Source organism: Sediminihaliea albiluteola, assembly GCF_014077625.1.
Lineage (GTDB): Bacteria > Pseudomonadota > Gammaproteobacteria > Pseudomonadales > Halieaceae > Sediminihaliea > Sediminihaliea albiluteola.
Map to the genome: position 1 here is coordinate 553,068 of NZ_JACFXU010000014.1, position 18,603 is coordinate 571,670.

Below are 18,603 nucleotides of genomic sequence, written 5' to 3' on the forward strand. Positions count from 1 at the left end.
ACCTCCTTAGCTCACCAAAACTCGACGCTTACCCGTCAACATCTGCTGCATAAGTGCTTTTTTCTCTTGCTTCAAGGCTTCTATTTTTTGTTCCAAGTTATCTATTTCTTGATCGACAGAGGTAAGCACCGCAGCGATTTTTTGTTGTTCTTCTAATAAGGGAGTTAAAAAGCTTATTTTTTCAAAACTTGTTTTATTTAAAATTGGAATTGCAGTTGTGCCAGCCCAAGCTATAAGCTTGTGCTTATAATATTCAATTAAGTAGTAGAAAAACTCATTACAATTTTGTTGGTTGACCACTACAGCATTTATTTGCTGATTTGTTGCCAACGCTTCACCTGCGATTGCATTTTTTCCTATAGAAGCGATGCATGTAACTAAAACACTTCCTTTGGGAACCACCCTGGCTTTAGAGGCGCCTTCTTTTGTAAGCTTTACTTTAGTGTTTGATATGTACTTTCTTTTAAAATCTTCTGCTGTTGCCCACGAAATGCTGCTTCCATAGTTACTTTTATCATTTTTTGGAGGTGTGGAGCCAGTAACAACCTTTCCAAAGTCTTTAACTATAACCTTCTCCCACTCCCCACTAAACCTAACTCCATTATCATCCAGCAAACGTTTTTTGCCGGTGAGCAGCTGTTGCATTAGGGCTTTTTTCTGCTGCTGGCTGTTGACGAGTAGCTGTTCGGTGGTGGTAATGGCTTTATCCCATGTAGATAGGATTTGGGCGATTTTCTTCTGCTCAGGGAATGGCGGGATTGAAACCTTAACTTTTGCCAAATCCTTTTGCCCTATATTAGCTCGGACAGCTCCCTGTCCAAGTTTTATTACTTGATTTCTAAACCTGGATGATTGAAACAAATACACAGAGTACGCAGGAGCTAGAACTCCATTACTTGGTCTAGCGCGAATTACAAAGCCACCAAAAACAGCAGGTTTATCGTCTAGATAAACTGCTGACATGGCTATTTCATCAAATGTCTCGGAGGTACGATTAAATAACACGTCTCCAAACTTAAGCAAGTTACCTTCTAACTGACTTTCAGCGACATTAACTCGCCCTATAATCTTGTCTTCAGTAAGGATATCGTTACCAAAAACATCCATAACATTGACGAATTTTAGCCCGTACCCATATTGGCTTTTATCAGCATTAAGCCCATTCTTGAACTCCATAAAATCGCCAAGGTGGCAAGACGCCCATGAATTAGGAACCATATCCCATCTCCTTTAAATAACTCTCCATTTCAGCCTCTATCCCCAACGCCCACCAATAAGGTTCAAAGCTGCGTTTAACGCTATCTGCGACTAGTGCAATAAAACTGCTGTAATCGCCGGTGCAATGAGCGGTGTCGAGCGCTTCGTAATAGGCTAAGCGTTGCTCTACTTCAATAACGGTGGCGGGAAAGCCAGACTGCATGAGTACTAAGTTCATCAGTAAGCGTGAGGTGCGGCCATTACCATCGGTAAAGGGATGTATCTTTACAAACTCGCCATGCACTCGGGCAGCACGTTCAACAGGGTGTAAGGCTTGGGCGTCGGATGTGTACCATTCTATAAAGGCTTCCATCTGTTCAGGTACTTGTACGGCTTGCGGTGGCTTATGGTTAGCACCTGAAATCAGCACGTTTACTTGGCGATAACGGCCAGCGTTGTCGGCATCGATGTTTTTCAGTACCAATTGATGCAGAGATTTAATGGTGTACTCATCTAAAGGCTGCTGTTTGGTGACTAAGTCTTCAACGAACAGAATGGCATCACGGTGGTTAATGGCTTCAAAGTGCTCGCGCAGGGTTTTACCGCCAATGGTAATACCTTCCATTGCCACCTTGGTTTCTTTAAGCGTTAGCGTGTTACCTTCAATCGCATTGCTGTGGTAGGTCCACTGCAAGACTAAGCTTTCATGTAGGTTGCTGACTATTTCAGCTGCCAGAGGACGATACTCGTCTAGCTTGCCTTTTAGCGCATCCAGCTGGCTAAACTGCTTATTACTCATAACCGAGCTCCTTTAAGTAGCTATCCATTTGCTGCTCTAATGCGACCAACTGCTCTTTTAGTTGCAGGCGCTCTTTACGCACAGCCATTAAGTCGATTTCTTCCTCTTCTTCAAAGGTATCCACATAGCGCGGAATATTAAGGTTGTAATCGTTCTCTTGAATTTCTTCTAAGTTGGCTAGATAAGCGTATTTATCAACAGATTCGCGTGCGTTGAACGTCTCAACGATTTTCTGGATGTTGTCATCGCTGAGTAGGTTTTGGTTTTTACCTGATTTAAACTCGCGGCTGGCGTCGATAAAGAGCACATTGCTATCGGTTTTTTCTTTTTTGAACATCAGGATGGCGGCTGGAATGCCGGTGCCGTAAAACAGTTTTTCCGGCAGGCCGATGACCGCGTCCAGTAAGTTCTCATCAATGAGCTGCTTACGAATGCGTCCTTCTGCAGCGCCGCGGAATAACACGCCATGCGGCACCACGACACCCATACGGCCTGTTTTTGGCTTTAGGGTTTCGATCATGTGCAACACAAAGGCGAAGTCGCCTCTGGTTTTCGGCGGTACGCCACGGCGAAAGCGGCCGAACTTGTCGTTTTCTGCGTCTTCATGGCCCCACTTGTCTAAAGAAAAAGGCGGGTTGGCGGTTACTATGTCAAACAGCATTAAGTCGCCGTTTTGGTCCAATAGCTTGGGGTTGCGAATGGTGTCGCCCCACTCGATTTTGTGGTTGTCTTCGCCATGCAGGAACATGTTCATTTTTGCCAGTGACCACGTAGAGCCAATGGCTTCTTGACCATACAGGGCGTAGTTTTTGCTGTCGTGGTTTTCAACAACTTTACGCGCACACTTCATTAACAACGAGGCAGAACCACACGCAGGGTCGCAGATGCTGTCGCCCGGTTGCGGGTCTAGTAGTGTCGCCATGAGTTCAGATACTTCTGGCGGGGTATAAAACTCACCGGCTTTCTGGCCACCGCTGGCCGCAAAGTTTTTAATCAAATATTCGTAGGCGTTGCCAATGACGTCTAATGAACCTACACGGCTCGGTTTCAGGTTTAACTCTGGCTTAGCAAAATCCTCCAATACATGGCGAAGGATGTCATTCTTTTGCTTTTCTTCCCCTAATCTATCGGTATTAAAGCTGATGTCTTGGAACACGCTTTTACCGGCATCTTTGAGCTTAGTGCCGTTGGCTTCTTCAATGGCGTGTAGTGCTTGGTCGATGCGCTCACCGTTACCAGGCTCGTGACGACGCTCATACAAAGCATAAAAACTGGCTGCCTTGGGCAGGACAAAGCGCTCGTTTTTCATCATCTCATCGATCAGTTCAGGTTCGTCGCCATACTCGGCTTGGTAGCTCTCGTAGTGGTCTTGCCACACGTCTGAAATGTACTTCAGAAACAGCATGGTCAGAATATAGTCTTTATAGGTGTCGGCGCTGATGGTGCCGCGGAAGGTGTCACAAACAGCCCATAGGGCTTTGTTGATGCTGTCTTGATTAACTTTGTTGTTCATGAGTTTTTCTCCATAAGTAGGTGCTGAAACATGCCTTGCAGCATCGTTTCACGGTTATTCAGTAAGGCTTGTGTCAGCTGTTGTTCTTTTTCCCACAGCTCATTTAAATGCACAATTTTTTGCTGAATGGACAGGGCAGGAATATCCAGTGGTAATTGCTTGACCGTGGTGGCGTTCAGCATGACCAAGCTTGTGCCTTGGCTTCCAGCGCCTTCGGCTATCCAGTGCTGTGTTTCGGGGCGGTTGAGCGACCAGCAGAGAAACTCTGGTAATACGCCTTGTTTAGGTGTGATCACTAGAAATTGGCTGCTGACAACAACGGGCAGTTCAGACGACGGACTTGAGACTAGGCAAGAGGCTCGAAAATAGCCGCCTTTACTGCCGCGTGAAGGTAATAGTATTGAACCTGGACTAACGAAGGCCCTGTCTCTGCCTTCCCAGTTAATCATGGGCAGTTGATGAGCATGCAGCATGGCTGTATTAGTGTGCTCCCACGCACTGCGTACATCTTTAATTTGCGCCACATGGGCGTTGCCACCGCTGTTGAGTTCATCAACTCTCTCGCGAAAGGTAAATCCAGAGCGGATATCGGCTATATCGCCTAGAATCTGTACTTTAGTGGTTTTACGCATGTTGCGCTCCTTTGACCGGTGCGGAAAAGGCATTGAGGTCTTTTTTGATGGGGCTCTCAGGCTGTTCAGCAGCCTTGGGCCGGCCAGCGTTAGCTTTAACGAGCCACAATCTCTGGGCCAGAATAGCTTTTGCGCCGGAATTGTCGGCTTGTGGTACTTTACTTGTTTGGTAGGGTTGCATGGCTCAACTCCTTCAGCTTTGTGTTTCTTCTCAATAGCTGGCTTTGAATACAGTGACAGGCTGCCACCTGTCGCTGACACCAGCATTAAAAATTTACAGTAGATAGCTAACGACTGCCCAGCTGGCGAGCACACATTGCAATAACTGCGCCCCTATGCCAAGGAAAATATGCAGTAGAGGGCCAATGATTGCTAGGCGGCTGCGTAATTTTGTTAATTTTCGGTAAAAACAGTGCTGGCTGGATTTAAACAGAACGGCGCAGTGCATGCCGAAGTGCTAGGTTAGAGTGAGGGCACCGAGATAAATCGCACTTTGCAGCGGTGGTTATATTTTTTTAGTGGCGTGTTGCCAAACCGCTGCACGCTATTCTAACAATAGGGGCAAACAATTTATTAATAACAGTGGCTTGTAATAGTCATTGCCTCTTGGGCAACTTATTTAGGGCTTTTTTTCTTAACGTAAAGCGTTTTATTTACCCTTGCCACCAACTCATTGTTTTCGTCATGGATATTGACTAAAAACTCCGGGAAATACTTATCTCCCTCTGCGGTCTTTGTTTTTATTTCCTCTAAAGTCTCTTTTGAAATCTTTAACACAGCGGAGACTTTATTTTTGCCTGGTTTAATGAAATCAATATCGGCTGACTTATCCCAGACCAAATAGTCCTTACCTAAGAGCTGCATCAGTAGCAGCACTAAGTGTGGATCTACCATGGAATAAAGGCTGCCACCAAAATGTGTACCGAGGGCATTTTTGTTATACCAGCGCAGCGCCATGGACACATGAAGCTCGCTCCAATCTTCACTGATATGCGAGATCTTTACCCCAGCCCCAATATAGGGTGGGTAAAAGTTAAGAATTAGCTTGAGTAATTTGGGTGTTAACTTCATATCACCTGACTTTTATTAAGTATTATAATTTAGGCTGCTTCCATAGCGCTTTTATGTCGACGCTAAGCATCTTCTATACTCATCTGCGCAGAGATCGCTGGGAGACATTCACTTAGCTGTATCGCTTATTTTCTATCCAGCACAGTACTTCAGACTGAGCAGTCTATGAACTAAAAAAGTTAGTGGCCTAGGGTTTTGGAAAAGACATTAATGACGATGACCCCGGCAACTATCAAAGCCATTCCAATAATAGCTGGCATATCCAAGCTCTGCTGGTATAAGAAATAGCTCACTATAGCCACCAATACAATGCCAAGGCCCGACCAGATCGCATAAGTGACCCCTATCGGTATAACTCGCAGCACAAGGGTCATAAAGTAAAATGCAATGCCATAGCCAATCACCACAATGAGGCTTGGAATGAGTTTGCTAAATTCTTCTGAAGCTTTTAAGGCGCTGGTGGCCACAACTTCAGCAATAATTGCTATGACTAGATACAAATAGGTCATTATCTTATTTACTTCACTGCTCTAGGGTGCGCCCCACTTGAGCAAAAACAGCTGCAACAAGTGGAGCACCTCAAGGCTATTCTATTTCTAACTCGCCCACCTTACAGACGTTCACATCTTCGCGTTTAAACTGCTCACCGGAACGCATCACCACTAAAAAATCAAATATGCAATAGTTAGTGCCATCATCAAAATCCACTTCGATCGACTCACCTGGAGCCAGGGTATAGTCACCAAGTAAATCCTCCTGCCACGATGTAGTGCCATCGTTGGAGCCATAGAGCTCTTCAACATGTTGATCCGTGGTGTTAGTGATTATGACAATTCGATCAAGTGCTGCTGCCTGAGCCGCAAAGAAAACGCAGGCCAAGCCCAAAGCGAGGCGAGATTTGCTGATAATCATTTTTTTGTCCTTGTTGTTATTCACCAGCAAGCGCAGCTATGAGCGCAATTAACTAACGACGGGGCAGACGATCACTCCGAGCAGTACATGGCATAAACTGGCTAATGCAGGGTGCTTGCTCCCAATGAGCCAGCCAGAGCAATGCTACGAAAGCCACTGGCAATAGTCCATAACACTCTCTGCCCTAAAGCAGCTTATACCTAGCACTACCGGTGGCCGAGATAGCTCTGGCCCAAGGCCATTCTAATCAAGCTGGACCTAACTCAAGCCTTAGTTTCAAGCCTGCGGAGATAGCCTGCAGGCAGAATCTTGTCAAGTTTAGGCGAAGCGCTAATTAGCTGATAAGCTTCTACTATTGAATGGCAATTTCTAACCATAATGCGTCTAGTTAAGGCATGAGCATGCAGCAGACCCTTGCCGAATTGGCGGATCAGCAAAAAATTCAAGACATGATTGCCAGCCATGCACCTTTTCAGGATATCTTGGCGGAAGTCACACACATGGTAGCGCGAAAAATGCCAGGCGCCACCGTTACCTTTATGCTGTATGACGCCTCCGATGACACGCTTTGTTTGGTGCTAGGGGAAGGCTTATCAGAGGACTATAGATCGGCCCTTCAGCGGGTGAAAATTGGCCCAGAAGTGGCCACATGTGGAAAGGCTGCATCCATACGAAAAGTCGTTATTACCCAGGACATCAAAAAAGACCCTAATTGGGCAATTTACCGAGACAGTGCTCTGAAAGAAAACCTGAGATCATGCTGGTCTATTCCTGTAATTACGGCGGATAATAAACTTTTAGGCACCTTTGCCACCTACCACCCTGAGCCCTGCCGACCTAGTGGCGCGCAACTCTCGTTGATCCTTAGAGCAGCCGGACTGCTGGCTATTTCTTTCGCCAGACAGCAAGATCAGCGCGCTCTACACATTCAGTTGCAGCGTTATGAATCACTGTTTACTTACCACCCGGATGCAGTCTTTGAGCTCGACTTAAATGGATGTTTTATAGCGGCCAATCGTAGCTGTGAAACTATCACCGGTATTCCCGAAGAACAGCTTATTGGACTAAGTTACAAACAAGTCGTAAAAGACGAATACCATGACACGTCTCACCACATGTTCACACAAGCTAGCAAAGGCATTCCTCAAAATTTCGAGGTAGTCGCTTATAACGCCAGTGAAGAAGAGTTTTTAATCGAAGTCACCAGCTTGCCAATCATCGTAAATAATGAAGTGGTAGGCGTCTACGGCATTGCAAAAGATATAACTCTGCAAAGAGAAAGCGAACTAAAGTTTCATTTTCAGCGCACCCACGATCTTCTTACCGGACTGCCCAACCGCGCCGGATTTGAAGCCCGACTCGCCGAAGATCTTCCTTTGGCCAAGGGGCATTTAGCTGTTCTGTTGATCAACCTTGATGACTTCACTTCTATCAACGATGCATTGGGTCACGTCACAGGCGACCACCTGTTACAGGCGGTGGCAGATAGGTTAGTTGAAGAGCTGGAGCCTGGTGATTTTATTGCTCGATTTGCCGGGGACGATTTTGGCGTATTGTTGACGGACAAAACTCGGGTCGAGCAGGCGCTGCCGCTGGTAGAGCGCTTATTAAGCCTAATTGCGCGCCCATTTGTTATTGATGAGCATGTGCTGCATGTCAGCGCCAGTATTGGCGTAGCCTTCGGACAAAAGTCCTTGCGCGACCCTGATCTGCTTATTAAGCACGCTCATATTGCGATGCGCCAAGCCAAAGACCAAGGCCGCAATACCTGGGAGTGGTATGCCGGTGAGTCCGACCCCACAACTCGTGAACAGATCGAACTCCGGCGAGAGCTGCAAGAAGCACTAGAGCATGATCAGCTGCTGCTTTACTACCAGCCTCTGGTGGACGCGCGCAGTGGCAAAATGAAAGCACTGGAAGCGCTTGTGCGCTGGCAACATCCGACACGGGGCTTGCTGCTGCCAGGAAACTTTATATCTCTGGCTGAGCGCACTGGCCAGATCATTGACCTGGACCACTGGGTCTTATGGCGAGCCTGTAAAGACCTGAACATCATCAACACTGGCCGCAGAGAAGCCCTAAGCGTTGCCGTCAATATCTCCCCAGTGCACTTTCGGCGAAACGGTTTTTTTGATGAGGTAAAACAAGCCCTTGAGGAGAGCGGACTCAAACCAGAGCGACTAGAGCTGGAAGTTACTGAAGGGCTGATGATGGCCGGCTCGGAAAAATCCATTGAACTGCTGCAGAATATCCGCAATCTAGGCGTTAGAGTGGCCATTGATGACTTTGGCACAGGCTTTTCCAGCCTGAGTTATCTGCGCCAATTGCCGATCAACACAGTAAAGATCGACCGGAGCTTTATCCAAGATATCACAAGCAATCGAATGAATACGGCGATTGTGGAAGGGATTATCACTATGGCCCATCACTTGGGCTTGGAAGTGGTAGCAGAGGGCGTTGAAAGCCCTGAGCAACATAAAGATCTTATTCAACGCCGCTGTGACAAGCTACAAGGCTACTATTTCTCCAAACCAGTACCCTTAGCAAAGCTTCTTGAATTGCCTCAGGTGCTACCAGAGAAATCTTAAATCAACACTATTAGCGAAGCGCTCAACGAAGCTTAGACTTCGCTCTTACAGCTCTTTGCAAGAGCGAAGTGATTTAAAGCTATTCGATGGTTAGCTCGCCAAAGACATGCCCCTTCTGCTTAACAACAATACTGGCTAGCAGAAGGGTATAACTTAGCTCACTGGGAATGCAGCTCGATCTTTGGGGCGACTTTCTCGAAGAAGTTTTTGACCGTACTCCAGCTCAAGTCCGCCTCTAAGCCACTGACCATCGGATGCAGTACAAAAGCATCATTAGCGGCAAGCTCGGGGGCTTTCGCCAATACCTCTTCAGCAGTGACCACTTGGTAGGTTCCCGTAGCTCTGAGTGCCTCAGCGTCGAGAGCGCTGCTGTACATCATGTCTAGGTCCGTGCTGCTCTGCCAGCGTGCATAACAGTTTGTCTCATAGAGACCATAGGGCGCTAAGCGCTCCCAGTCGCGATCGGGATCTTCTGAAACATAGAGGTAAGAGAAGGCCATCTCGCCTTGGAAGCGGGGCTTTTTACCCAAACGCTGACACTCCGCTTCATAAATGGGGTTTAAGTGTGGCATGCCAGCGATGAAACCATCACCCTCTCGCGCCGCACGACGGGCTGCTGGCGCCGAACTGCCGCCCATGAAAATAGGAGGGTGTGGCTGCTGCATCGGCCGTGGCGTGATGCGTGCTGGCCGCCCACGAAACTCAAATGCCTCGCCAGTCCAGGCCTGCTTGAGTGTCTTAACACCCTCTTCCATCAACTGACCGCGCTGCTTCGGATCAACGCCAAACATCTTCATTTCAGAATCGACATAGCCGCCTAGCAAGACCACTTCAGCACGACCACGGCTAAGGTTATCCAGTACAGCGATATCTTCTGCAACACGCAGGGGGTCGCTAAATGGCATCACTAGGTTGGCTTGCAGGCGAACGTTGCTGGTAACACGCGCCGCGGCTGCCGCCATGACAATCGGGCTGGGTAGATAACCGTCATCACTGCCATGGTGCTCGCAAAAATTGATGGTAACGGGAAAACCCTGCTTATCAATCCAAGCAATTTGCTCCAAGGCCAAATCATACATATCGGCCATTGATAAATCTGTGAGCTCCGAGGGAGCCCGGCACTCATACTTCACCATGACAAAAGCCATGTCGATCTCCTTATTGTTGATGCAAATTAACTGCTACTAAAACAACTATCCCTATACTTCATCGGGCACCGCAAAGTATTGCTGGTAGCGCTGGAACAACGCGCGTTTGCGCTTATTCTCCTGTTCCTCGCCCACTTGATAGCGATGCTTGCCAAACTTGCCCTGAGGCTTTTCATCGAGATAGCCTTGCATCGCCTGCCGGCTGCTGTCGCTGAAAGGCAGTCCCATATCACTGTAGAGTTTTTGCAGCGTATCCAGCGGCTGTTGCACTAGTTGTGCATAGAGCACATGACTGACACTATCCTGTCCTACCTCGCCAGATTCGAGTAGATCCACCACGGCATCTAATCTGGCTGCGCCAGCCTCTGGCGCCATCAGGCTCTCGAAGGCGCTTGCGTCGAAGCCCTGACTGCTGCGCATCCAGTACAAAGTGCCCAGTAGATTAGTCACTGAGGCCTGCGCCACCAAGGGGTCGCGATGGGAAATCACCACCTGTGCATCAGGGAAGTTACGGTACAGCACCGGTAGGTTACCTAAATGGCTGGGCGCTTTAAGCAGCCAATGCTGACGCGGGTTTTTCCATTGCAGCATTTTGAGCATGCGCTTGTAGTACGCGTAGGCGTAGTCTAAGTTCTGCTGATAGTACCACTCGTTATAGCTGGGTATCTGGTACTGACCTGGCAGGTTCTCACTGAGGAAGGTGCAGCTCATAGCAACGATGCATTCGTTGGGTATATTGGCACCCATTTCATGCATAGATGCATAAGTGGGAACCACCCTATTCCACTGGGTCACTAAATGCTCACAACGCTCTATCCGCGGGTCGCTCTCGTAAGTGCTTGTCTGCGGCGGCGGATAGGGAAACATAATCTCCCAATTACGCGGCGAGCCGAACTGACTATCTTGTGCCAGCAGCTCAAAGAGAATAGAGGTGCCAGAGCGCGGTAAGCCAGTAACTATCACCGGGCTATCGATCACCTCGTCTTCAATCTCTGGATTCTGAGCATAAGCGGCCTCAATGCCTAAGCGCGCCTCCAACCAGCGCAAAATATCAGAGCGTGTCATCAGCCGACCCAGTAAGTGCAGGTCTGCCTCTTCATCCAGCGCTTTCAGAAAAACATGAAAGCCTTCTAACCACTCATCACTGCCAAAATCGTCGAAGCCTGTGTTCTGACAGGCGGCAGCCATCAGCTCTGAGGCTTCCAGCGGCACCAAGCTGCGGATATCCATGTGCCGCCCTTCATCGATGATCTGACGAACCCAGGCAGGGCGCTCCGGCGGAGTCCAATTACTCAAAGTCCTTCTCCTTCTATCAAGGCATGTAAGCGCCGCCACTGACGGAAATCATCTGGCCAGTGATATAACCCGAGCGCTCAGAAGCCAAGAACAAACTGAGCCAAGCGATATCTTCTGGCCGCCCTAGGCGAGGCATGGGCAGGCTGCTCATGTTGTAGAGCGTGCCGTCTTCCATAGCTTTCTGCATATCCTCGGGTTTGCCCATAGTGTCAAAGCCAAAGCGATTCCAGAAACTGCCACTGCCCACTTCATCGGCATTGTGAGGCACAATCCAACCGGGGCAGATATTGTTAACACGCACCCCTTTGCGCGCCCACTCCCAAGCTAGGCCTTTGCTAAAGCTGTTGACGAAACCCTTCACGCCGCCATAGTGGACCACGTTAGCAGCAGCCTCACCGAGCAGCGACGAGTTTGAGGAAATGTTGATAATGCTACCGGTGTTGCGCGACAACATATCCTCTGCCACGGCTTGGCAGCAGTTCACGACACCATCCACGTTGAGCGCGATCTCCCAGCGTCGACCTTCTTCATCAAAGCTTTCAAAGGCAGAGGGGTGTGCGACGCCACCGGCGTTGTTCACTAGCACATCAATTAAACCGAACTCTTCGTGGCCTAGGGCCACCGCCGCGTCAACACTGGCTCGATCGGTGACGTCAGTCGAGACCGCCAAGATACGACCGGGCAAACCCTGTTTAAGCGCCTCCTCAGCCAGCGCTTGACCAGTGGCTTTATCGCGAGATGCGCTGATCACATTGACCCCCTCACGGGCAAACTCCAACACTAAGCCGCGACCAATGCCACCACTACCGCCAGTAATAAATGCTGTTTTACCTGTTAATCCAAGATCCATAGTACCCCTCCAACGCTCCGCTTAGCGGGCTGCATGTTTATTGTGGTTCAAACGCCAAAGCGCTGTATAACGCCATTGCGACGAGCCGCTATTTGCGCTGAGCGCTCAGTGGCGCTAATCGTTTTAACGTCGGCGGGAAGGCTTGCCTGCAGGTCCGCAAGCTTGACCTGTGTCGCTGTTGGCGCTGGGTAGTGCTCAGCTTGCATCCAGCGGAAAGTCACGTAGCCCTCATTAAACCCGGCTGGATCCAGCCAGTTGGGGTAACCCGGGTCGGCATGGGCAACAACGATAATCAGTTCGCCATTGTCTTCTAATTCCGCGTAGTGGCAGTTGGTATTACTCAGCACACTGCGGTAATCCATGGAGCACCACCAGTAGTTGCCAAATTCCACAGCCCAGTACTCTGCCTCTGGCGGGGTCACGCGCAAAATCAATGCCTCGTCTGCTGGCAGCTGCCAATAAGCGATCAGCGGTTCGCCACCAGGCGTGACATCTAAAGCGTTACCATCTAACTGGCGATAGGAAAGAAAGGTATTCGGTTGGGCTTTCCACTTTTCGATCATATCTGCCCAGTAGGTGAGCGAGTCGCTTACCCAGCGGGATGTCACATCCAGTCCAGTTACTAAGCGCTCAGCCGTGACGTGATTAACTGCTACCGGCTCGTCACTGAGACGGTCGATACGAGCCTGCATAGGGCGCTCGTTTTCCCAGTCGGCAAAAAATTGGCGAAAAGTCACACGAAAGGTTTTTGGCGTGGTCTTTAACCAGTTACCCGGTTGCGGCTCAGGGCTACAGATTAGTTCAAAACTGCCGTCTGGCTCGACCTGTAAATCTTTGCCAAACAAGGTGTGAGCCACTGCTCCGCCCCAAGGGGTGTCGCCATCTTCAACTGCGGTCACCGCGAAGTAGCGCGCCGTGCCGCGATCACCACTGATGCGATAGGTATCGCTGCCGTTAATCGGCGCACCTACGTAAACTGCGTCAGGGTTATCCCCGCCCTGCTTACGCAGCGGATCGAAGTAGTGCAACAGCTCTGGGTGTAATGGATTGTTGTTCTCCATAAAGAACTGCAAGCCCAGACTAATGTTCTGCGCGAGGCTACGAAAACCTGCAACCTGAGTCAGATCTCCACTGGGTATTTTGGCCCCCAGGGGGATATCTCCAGCGGCCTTGAGCTGATCGCAGAAACGATCCCAGCCCTGTTTAAGTAGCTCGCGCTGCTGAGCATCTTCAGTGGTCATAGGCATACTCCCGTTACCAATTTATTAAGGGTGTTATCAATTAATTCACTAAGCATTGTCTTGCTGTAATAGTGCGAGTCCATCAAGGCACAACAAGATACTCCGGCCATGAAAGAGCTCAGCTGCATAGCTGCATGTGCTGGGTCGACTGCCACGCTGATCTCACCGGCCTCTACAGCCTGCTCGATATCGATCTGAAAGCGCTCACGGGTCAGCTTAAGCCGCTGGCGCTGTTCTTTTCTCGCAGCGCTATCTATCGCGGCCAAACTCCAAAAGCTCAGTCGAATCTTCCACTCCTGGCGGGTCTCTTTATCTAGGGGCAGCACGCAATACATTCGCGCCCGCAAGGCATCGAGCCCCAAGCGGCCACTTGTTTGCTTTTCCTCCCGGACTAAATAGCGCTTATTCATCTGCTCTAGCGCAGCCGCTATCACGTCCTCTTTGCCACTAAAATAATGTTCAACAATCCCTTTAGAGAAGCCCGAGCGCCGCGCAATTTCGCGGACTGTGGTGCCCATCAGGCCCAGCTCCGCAATAGCACCAGCAGCGGCAAGGGCGATGGCCGCACGGCGCTCTGCATGATCAACTAGCTTTGGCAAAACAACATTTACTCAGGACAGTTTTTCACAGTTTGAACAGTCACCCTCCTTTATTCAAGACAAACGTCCTATTAAAAACGAAAGAGCGACTGTGATCCTTATCATGGGCGCTTTTAGTTGAAGTGGTAGTCTTCTGGATTCGGTTCTTTGGTCATACGCCAGTAATCAATAATACGAAACGGCAGATTAGCGGTGACTCGACCCTGGTCGTTTTTGTACCAGTTACTCACCGCAGGTGAGCCCCAAGCTGTGCCGGCGTTAATCTCATCCACACGCTGGTTGTACTGGTCGTGAACCGCTTGGCGGCAGTCCATTGCGGCATAATTATTTTCTAGCAAGAGCTTAATACAACGCAGAATATAGTTAACCTGCGACTCGGCGTTATGGGCAATACTGCCCGCTACCACCAAGTTCGTATTGGGGCCATAGATACAAAATAGGTTAGGAAAATTGGGTACGGTCATACCCAAAAAGGCACGGCCGTTGTTCTCCCCCCACTGATCGCTCAACTCGATACCCTGACGTCCTGTCACTCGCATCGGAAACAAAAAACGATCGGCATGAAAACCAGTGGCGCATACAATCACGTCGACTTCATGCAAGCTACCATCTGTCGTCACCAGACCTCGTGCATCAATTCGCTCAATACCCTCAGTGAGCAACTCCACGTTATCTCGCTGCAAGGCCGCTAAGTAAGTGCCGTTGTCTTGCAAGATACGCTTACCAAAGGGCGGATAATCCGGAAGCACTTTTTCAAGTAGCGCTGGGTCGCTAAGCTGCGACTCAATCCAAGCGCTTAATAGCTTGCGCATATCGTCGTTAGACTGACTGACTGAGTTTTCACTGTGCCAGTTTTCATCCACTAAGGTCTTGTCGTAAACGCCCTCGATGGACACGTAAAACAGCCAGAAGCGATACCACTTAGAGTAATAAGGTAGCTTTTTCAGCGCCCAGCGCTGAGCAGTGCTGACTTTGTCGTGATACACAGGGTTGGGGAACATCCATACCGGAGAACGCTGAAACAGCTTGAGCGAAGCGGCCGTTTTGGCAAGCTCGGGAATAATCTGAAAAGCACTGGCGCCGGAGCCGATGACCGCAACACGCTTGCCTTCAAGACTCACTCCATCAGGCCACGCCGCAGAGTGAAACAGTGGACCGGCAAAACTATCACGCCCGGGGATATCCGGTAGCTTGGGTCGGTTTAATTGGCCGACCGCAGAGATCACTGCGCAAGCCTCTAAGGTCTCAAGCTGACCATCTGAATTTTTAACCTGAACCTGCCAGCGCTGACTATTGTCATCAAAACTCGCCTGGACCACTTCGCTGTTGAAGCGGATATGGGATTTAACGCCGTAGCGATCCGCACAGCTATCGAAGTAGGCCCGGATATCCTCGGCCAATGGGTAGTAGCACTCCCAGTCGTGATTGGGCTCGAAGGAATAGCTGTAGCTGTGCCCCGGCACATCCACTCGGCATCCTGGGTAGTGGTTTTCAAACCAAGTGCCACCGACAGCAGAGTTTTTCTCAATCACGATAAAGGGCACACCGGCCTGCCGTAAGCGAATCGCCGCCAACACACCGCCCATACCGGCGCCGATAATCACCACGGGAAACTGCGTGGCACGCTGCCGACCGGCCTCACTATCAAAGCGCAAGCCGCGCTGATCGATGCCATCCAAAGCAATTTCTTCGCGGATAAATGCACGGTACTCATCATCCAAATGATGACCACACATAAAGTCCAGCAACTGGTCCATCACCTCGTCATTGAGCTGAGGCAGCTTACAATCATTGGCACGATAGTCGCGGATCACTTCCAGCGCATACTCACAGATGGACTCACCTTGCTCCTTGGTATAGCCACCCTCTAATAGTTCGACAGACTGGCTACTGGCCTCAACCACATCAATGATCTTGGGAGATGGCCAGCGTGTTAACACAGAGGCATCGCCGCTCATATGGACAATCGACATAATTAAGGCAGGAGGGTTGAGCTCCTTGAGCATTGCAGCTATCTCTTGCTCACCCTCAACAATCGGCTCAACGCTTGCTTCTAAATGGATCGTCATAGTTCTTCCCTGTATTTACCATCAACTAGCCCCCTTACTGGATAACTAGTCCACCATCCACAGCTAGGGCGTGACCTGTGACATAGGAAGCCTGTGCGCTGCACAACCATATCACCGCTTCAGCGATATCATTGGCTGAAGCCACTCGACCAATCGGATGGTTGGCTGCCACCATATCTTTCAACCCTGGATCCCCGAGGTTATCCGCCAACATTTGTGTATCCACAGCACCGGGGCACACCGCGTTGATAGCAATGCCCTGACTGGCATACTGCAAGGCGCTCGCCTTGGTCAGGCCCACTACTGCGTGCTTACTAGCTGTATAGGCTGGCTTATTAGCAACCCCTACAAGGCCAGCTGCCGAGCCCATATTGACAATAGCACCACCGCCTGTGCGCAACATTTCCTCAATTTCATATTTAAGGCAAAGGAAAACCCCCTTCACATTCACGGCTAATATGCTGTCTATGGTTCGCTCTTCCCAAGTAGCCGTGGGAGCCACCTCTGGGTCGATACCGGCATTGTTGACGGCGATATCTAAACGCCCAAATGAAGTCACTGCTGCTTTCACCATAGCAGCTACCGAGGCGCCATCACTGACATCGCAGCGCACAAACTCTGCCTGGCCGCCGGCCGCGCGTATATCTGCTGCGGTTTGCTCACCTGCTGGCGCCATATCTGCTACCACCACCCGAGCCCCGCGCTCAGCTAACATCATGGCGACCGAACGCCCTATGCCGTTAGCAGCACCGGTCACTAGGGCTACCTTGTCTGCAAATTGTGTCACTTGTGAAACTCCTTTAATTCAATCAGCCTGCGGCAGATGCTTAACTATCCAAGGCGGACGTCACAGCCAAGGCTTGAGGCTTATTAATCAATAATGGCACTGCTGCTACTGCCAAGCGCAGCCGCACGAAACAAGCAACAAAGATTTACCTGTCACTTATCTTTTAAGGTGCTTAGAAAGGTAAGACTTTTCTAAAACGAGTCTATCAGCCTAAAGGTCTGAATACAGACGCCAGTGGCGCAGTAAAGAATACTGCGCACGCTTTTTAAGGTAGCGAGTCATCGGGGAAACAATGACGGGGCGGGCGATGAGATCACGGCTCAGTGAGCTGCCAGCCAACAACACACTTAAGTCACTGATTAAGTCTTTCTGTATCGATGAAAGCGATAGATCGACAGAGCGATACTGGAGCCCACCACAAGTGCCGCACCGAATAGCTTTTGTAGCGTAATTTCCTCACCGAGAAACACAAGACTGCCGATCATAGCGAGCGGCAAGTACAGGTAGTAGATCATGCTCGAATACAGAGCGGGTAACTCGGTACTGGTTTTGACCCACAAGCCATGCGCTATCACGGTACACAAAAGTCCCAGCATGAGCAGCTGGTATACATCGGCTTGCGTGAGGTTCCAGTCTGACCGAGGCCACAGGGGCAAAAAGAATAACAGCGCGAAGAAAAATTGCCCCCAAGTCCGCTCTAAAGTCGGGATACTACTAGCCCTTTGATGCAGCAGTGGCAACACTGCATACAACAGCGCACTGAACAAGCCTACGGCCATACCACGACTACTGTCGTCGTCAAAAGACAAACTTGGTGACACGATGAGACAGCCGGCAAAACAGCAGGCAACGGCCAAGCAATCGATCTTGCTAATCCGCTCACCATTAAACAACCAGGCCAGCAACATGTACTGCACGCCGTAGGTCGTGATGGCTAGAGCGGCCACTGAGGAGGTCGATACTTTAATGCTGATGAAATAGCTCAGCCAGTGTACGGCAAACACCAAGCCGATCAGCAACAATTGCAGCCACTGAGTCAAACTGAGGCGCCATAACTTGCCTTGCCAAATTGCCAAGGGACTGAAAGCTAATAGCGCAATACCGAGCCGTGAGAAGGCAACCGTCACTTCGTTAGCAGTAGTGGCCTTAATCAAGACCGGGGCCGAAGACATCGCTGCAATAGCACAAAGCGCGATGATAATTAGCCGCGTATGGGCCATGCTAGCTCTCTATTACCGCGGATACTATTCAGCTAAAACCACCTTATTAGCTCTTGCTCAGGGCAAGTGCTATGGCTTGGTCATACTTTAGAAAAAAGAATGGCGGCCCCAATGAGGCCGCCAAACTTTCCGCTCGGCCTATTAGTTCCAGACCTGGCGCGGTGCGTCGTTGCACTGTGCAGGAATGACATTAGCGCCGGCTACTAAATTACCTTGGAATTGCAGACACTGCTGCAAGTTATTCACTAAACGCTTTTTGTCATCGTGTTGCCACTGCTGGTTTTTTGCCGCACTGCACTTTTGCAGTACAGCGGCGCCATTAGCAATACCAAGACAGCGCCCATCACTGGCCACTAACTGCTGCTGTTCATTACTTGTCCAGTTTTGCTTAGCCTCCTTATCGTTACAGGCCTTAAGCACTGCTCTGGGACCGGTACTGTCTAAGCACAAGCCAGCGCCGGCGCGATACAGCCGCTTACTTTCAGCTTGTTCGACTATTTTGTGGCCCTCTTGCTGCATCGCTTTGAGAGCCTCCTTGTTAAAGCTCACTGCATTTACGGCAGGCGCCGCTGTTGCTACTAGCAAAGCGATTAACATGTATGCTGGTTTCATTGCTCTCTTCCTTTCACTACTATGGTCAATTGATGTTATAAGCTAACTGCTACTGGCTAGACTAACAAG

Annotated in this window: 18 protein-coding genes; 1 reads left to right on the top strand and 17 read right to left on the bottom strand. The window is 49.8% G+C overall.

Annotated features, from left to right (window positions below):
- Nucleotides 1–6: 6 nt before the first annotated feature.
- The 8 genes from H2508_RS09400 to H2508_RS09435 form a co-directional block, all read right to left on the bottom strand.
- Nucleotides 7–1,218 carry a restriction endonuclease subunit S gene (locus H2508_RS09400; RefSeq protein ID WP_182172331.1) on the bottom strand — a complete coding sequence of 404 codons (1,212 nt, stop codon included), beginning with the start codon at nt 1,216–1,218 and terminating at the stop codon, nt 7–9.
- A complete protein-coding gene (locus tag H2508_RS09405) occupies nt 1,208–1,996 on the bottom strand; it encodes a Fic family protein (RefSeq protein ID WP_182172334.1) in 789 nt (262 codons plus the stop codon). Before H2508_RS09405 ends, H2508_RS09400 begins: the two co-directional genes overlap by 11 nt.
- Nucleotides 1,989–3,509 (bottom strand): type I restriction-modification system subunit M, encoded by a 1,521-nt coding sequence (locus tag H2508_RS09410; RefSeq protein WP_182172337.1) that lies wholly within the window; start codon nt 3,507–3,509, stop codon nt 1,989–1,991. Before H2508_RS09410 ends, H2508_RS09405 begins: the two co-directional genes overlap by 8 nt.
- Nucleotides 3,506–4,141: a restriction endonuclease subunit S gene (locus tag H2508_RS09415; protein ID WP_182172340.1), complete on the bottom strand. Its 636-nt coding sequence runs from the start codon at nt 4,139–4,141 to the stop codon at nt 3,506–3,508. Before H2508_RS09415 ends, H2508_RS09410 begins: the two co-directional genes overlap by 4 nt.
- The gene (locus H2508_RS09420) at nt 4,134–4,322 is read right to left on the bottom strand and encodes a hypothetical protein (RefSeq protein WP_182172343.1); all 189 of its coding nucleotides are present in this window, start codon (nt 4,320–4,322) and stop codon (nt 4,134–4,136) included. Before H2508_RS09420 ends, H2508_RS09415 begins: the two co-directional genes overlap by 8 nt.
- Nucleotides 4,323–4,756: 434 nt before the next feature.
- Nucleotides 4,757–5,212, bottom strand: a complete 456-nt coding sequence (locus tag H2508_RS09425; protein WP_182172346.1) for a DUF4442 domain-containing protein — start codon at nt 5,210–5,212, stop codon at nt 4,757–4,759.
- A 179-nt stretch (nt 5,213–5,391) separates the two neighbouring features.
- Nucleotides 5,392–5,724: a DMT family transporter gene (locus tag H2508_RS09430; RefSeq protein ID WP_182173431.1), complete on the bottom strand. Its 333-nt coding sequence runs from the start codon at nt 5,722–5,724 to the stop codon at nt 5,392–5,394.
- 73 nt (nt 5,725–5,797) lie between these two features.
- On the bottom strand, nt 5,798–6,124 hold the full coding sequence (locus tag H2508_RS09435; protein WP_182172349.1) for a hypothetical protein: 327 nt from the start codon (nt 6,122–6,124) through the stop codon (nt 5,798–5,800).
- A gap of 401 nt (nt 6,125–6,525) precedes the next feature.
- Between H2508_RS09435 and H2508_RS09440 the strand changes: the two genes are divergently transcribed.
- On the top strand, nt 6,526–8,712 hold the full coding sequence (locus H2508_RS09440) for an EAL domain-containing protein (RefSeq protein WP_182172352.1): 2,187 nt from the start codon (nt 6,526–6,528) through the stop codon (nt 8,710–8,712).
- A gap of 158 nt (nt 8,713–8,870) precedes the next feature.
- Here the strand turns inward: H2508_RS09440 and H2508_RS09445 are convergent, their stop codons facing one another.
- The 9 genes from H2508_RS09445 to H2508_RS09485 form a co-directional block, all read right to left on the bottom strand.
- Nucleotides 8,871–9,860, bottom strand: a complete 990-nt coding sequence (locus H2508_RS09445; protein WP_182172355.1) for an LLM class flavin-dependent oxidoreductase — start codon at nt 9,858–9,860, stop codon at nt 8,871–8,873.
- Between the two features lie 51 nt (nt 9,861–9,911).
- Nucleotides 9,912–11,156 (bottom strand): sulfotransferase family protein, encoded by a 1,245-nt coding sequence (locus tag H2508_RS09450; RefSeq protein WP_182172359.1) that lies wholly within the window; start codon nt 11,154–11,156, stop codon nt 9,912–9,914.
- Nucleotides 11,157–11,172: 16 nt separating this feature from the next.
- The gene (locus H2508_RS09455) at nt 11,173–12,006 is read right to left on the bottom strand and encodes an SDR family NAD(P)-dependent oxidoreductase (RefSeq protein WP_182172362.1); all 834 of its coding nucleotides are present in this window, start codon (nt 12,004–12,006) and stop codon (nt 11,173–11,175) included.
- A gap of 47 nt (nt 12,007–12,053) precedes the next feature.
- Nucleotides 12,054–13,247 (bottom strand): DUF1214 domain-containing protein, encoded by a 1,194-nt coding sequence (locus H2508_RS09460; RefSeq protein ID WP_182172365.1) that lies wholly within the window; start codon nt 13,245–13,247, stop codon nt 12,054–12,056.
- Nucleotides 13,244–13,846, bottom strand: a complete 603-nt coding sequence (locus H2508_RS09465) for a TetR/AcrR family transcriptional regulator (protein WP_182172368.1) — start codon at nt 13,844–13,846, stop codon at nt 13,244–13,246. Before H2508_RS09465 ends, H2508_RS09460 begins: the two co-directional genes overlap by 4 nt.
- 113 nt (nt 13,847–13,959) lie before the next feature.
- Nucleotides 13,960–15,915, bottom strand: a complete 1,956-nt coding sequence (locus tag H2508_RS09470) for a flavin-containing monooxygenase (RefSeq protein ID WP_182172371.1) — start codon at nt 15,913–15,915, stop codon at nt 13,960–13,962.
- 34 nt (nt 15,916–15,949) lie between these two features.
- A complete protein-coding gene (locus tag H2508_RS09475) occupies nt 15,950–16,702 on the bottom strand; it encodes a glucose 1-dehydrogenase (RefSeq protein ID WP_182172374.1) in 753 nt (250 codons plus the stop codon).
- Between the two features lie 359 nt (nt 16,703–17,061).
- On the bottom strand, nt 17,062–17,922 hold the full coding sequence (locus H2508_RS09480) for a DMT family transporter (RefSeq protein WP_182172376.1): 861 nt from the start codon (nt 17,920–17,922) through the stop codon (nt 17,062–17,064).
- Between the two features lie 141 nt (nt 17,923–18,063).
- Complete coding sequence (locus H2508_RS09485) at nt 18,064–18,534, bottom strand: ricin-type beta-trefoil lectin domain protein (RefSeq protein WP_182172378.1); 471 nt, start codon at nt 18,532–18,534, stop codon at nt 18,064–18,066.
- Nucleotides 18,535–18,603 lie beyond the last annotated feature (69 nt).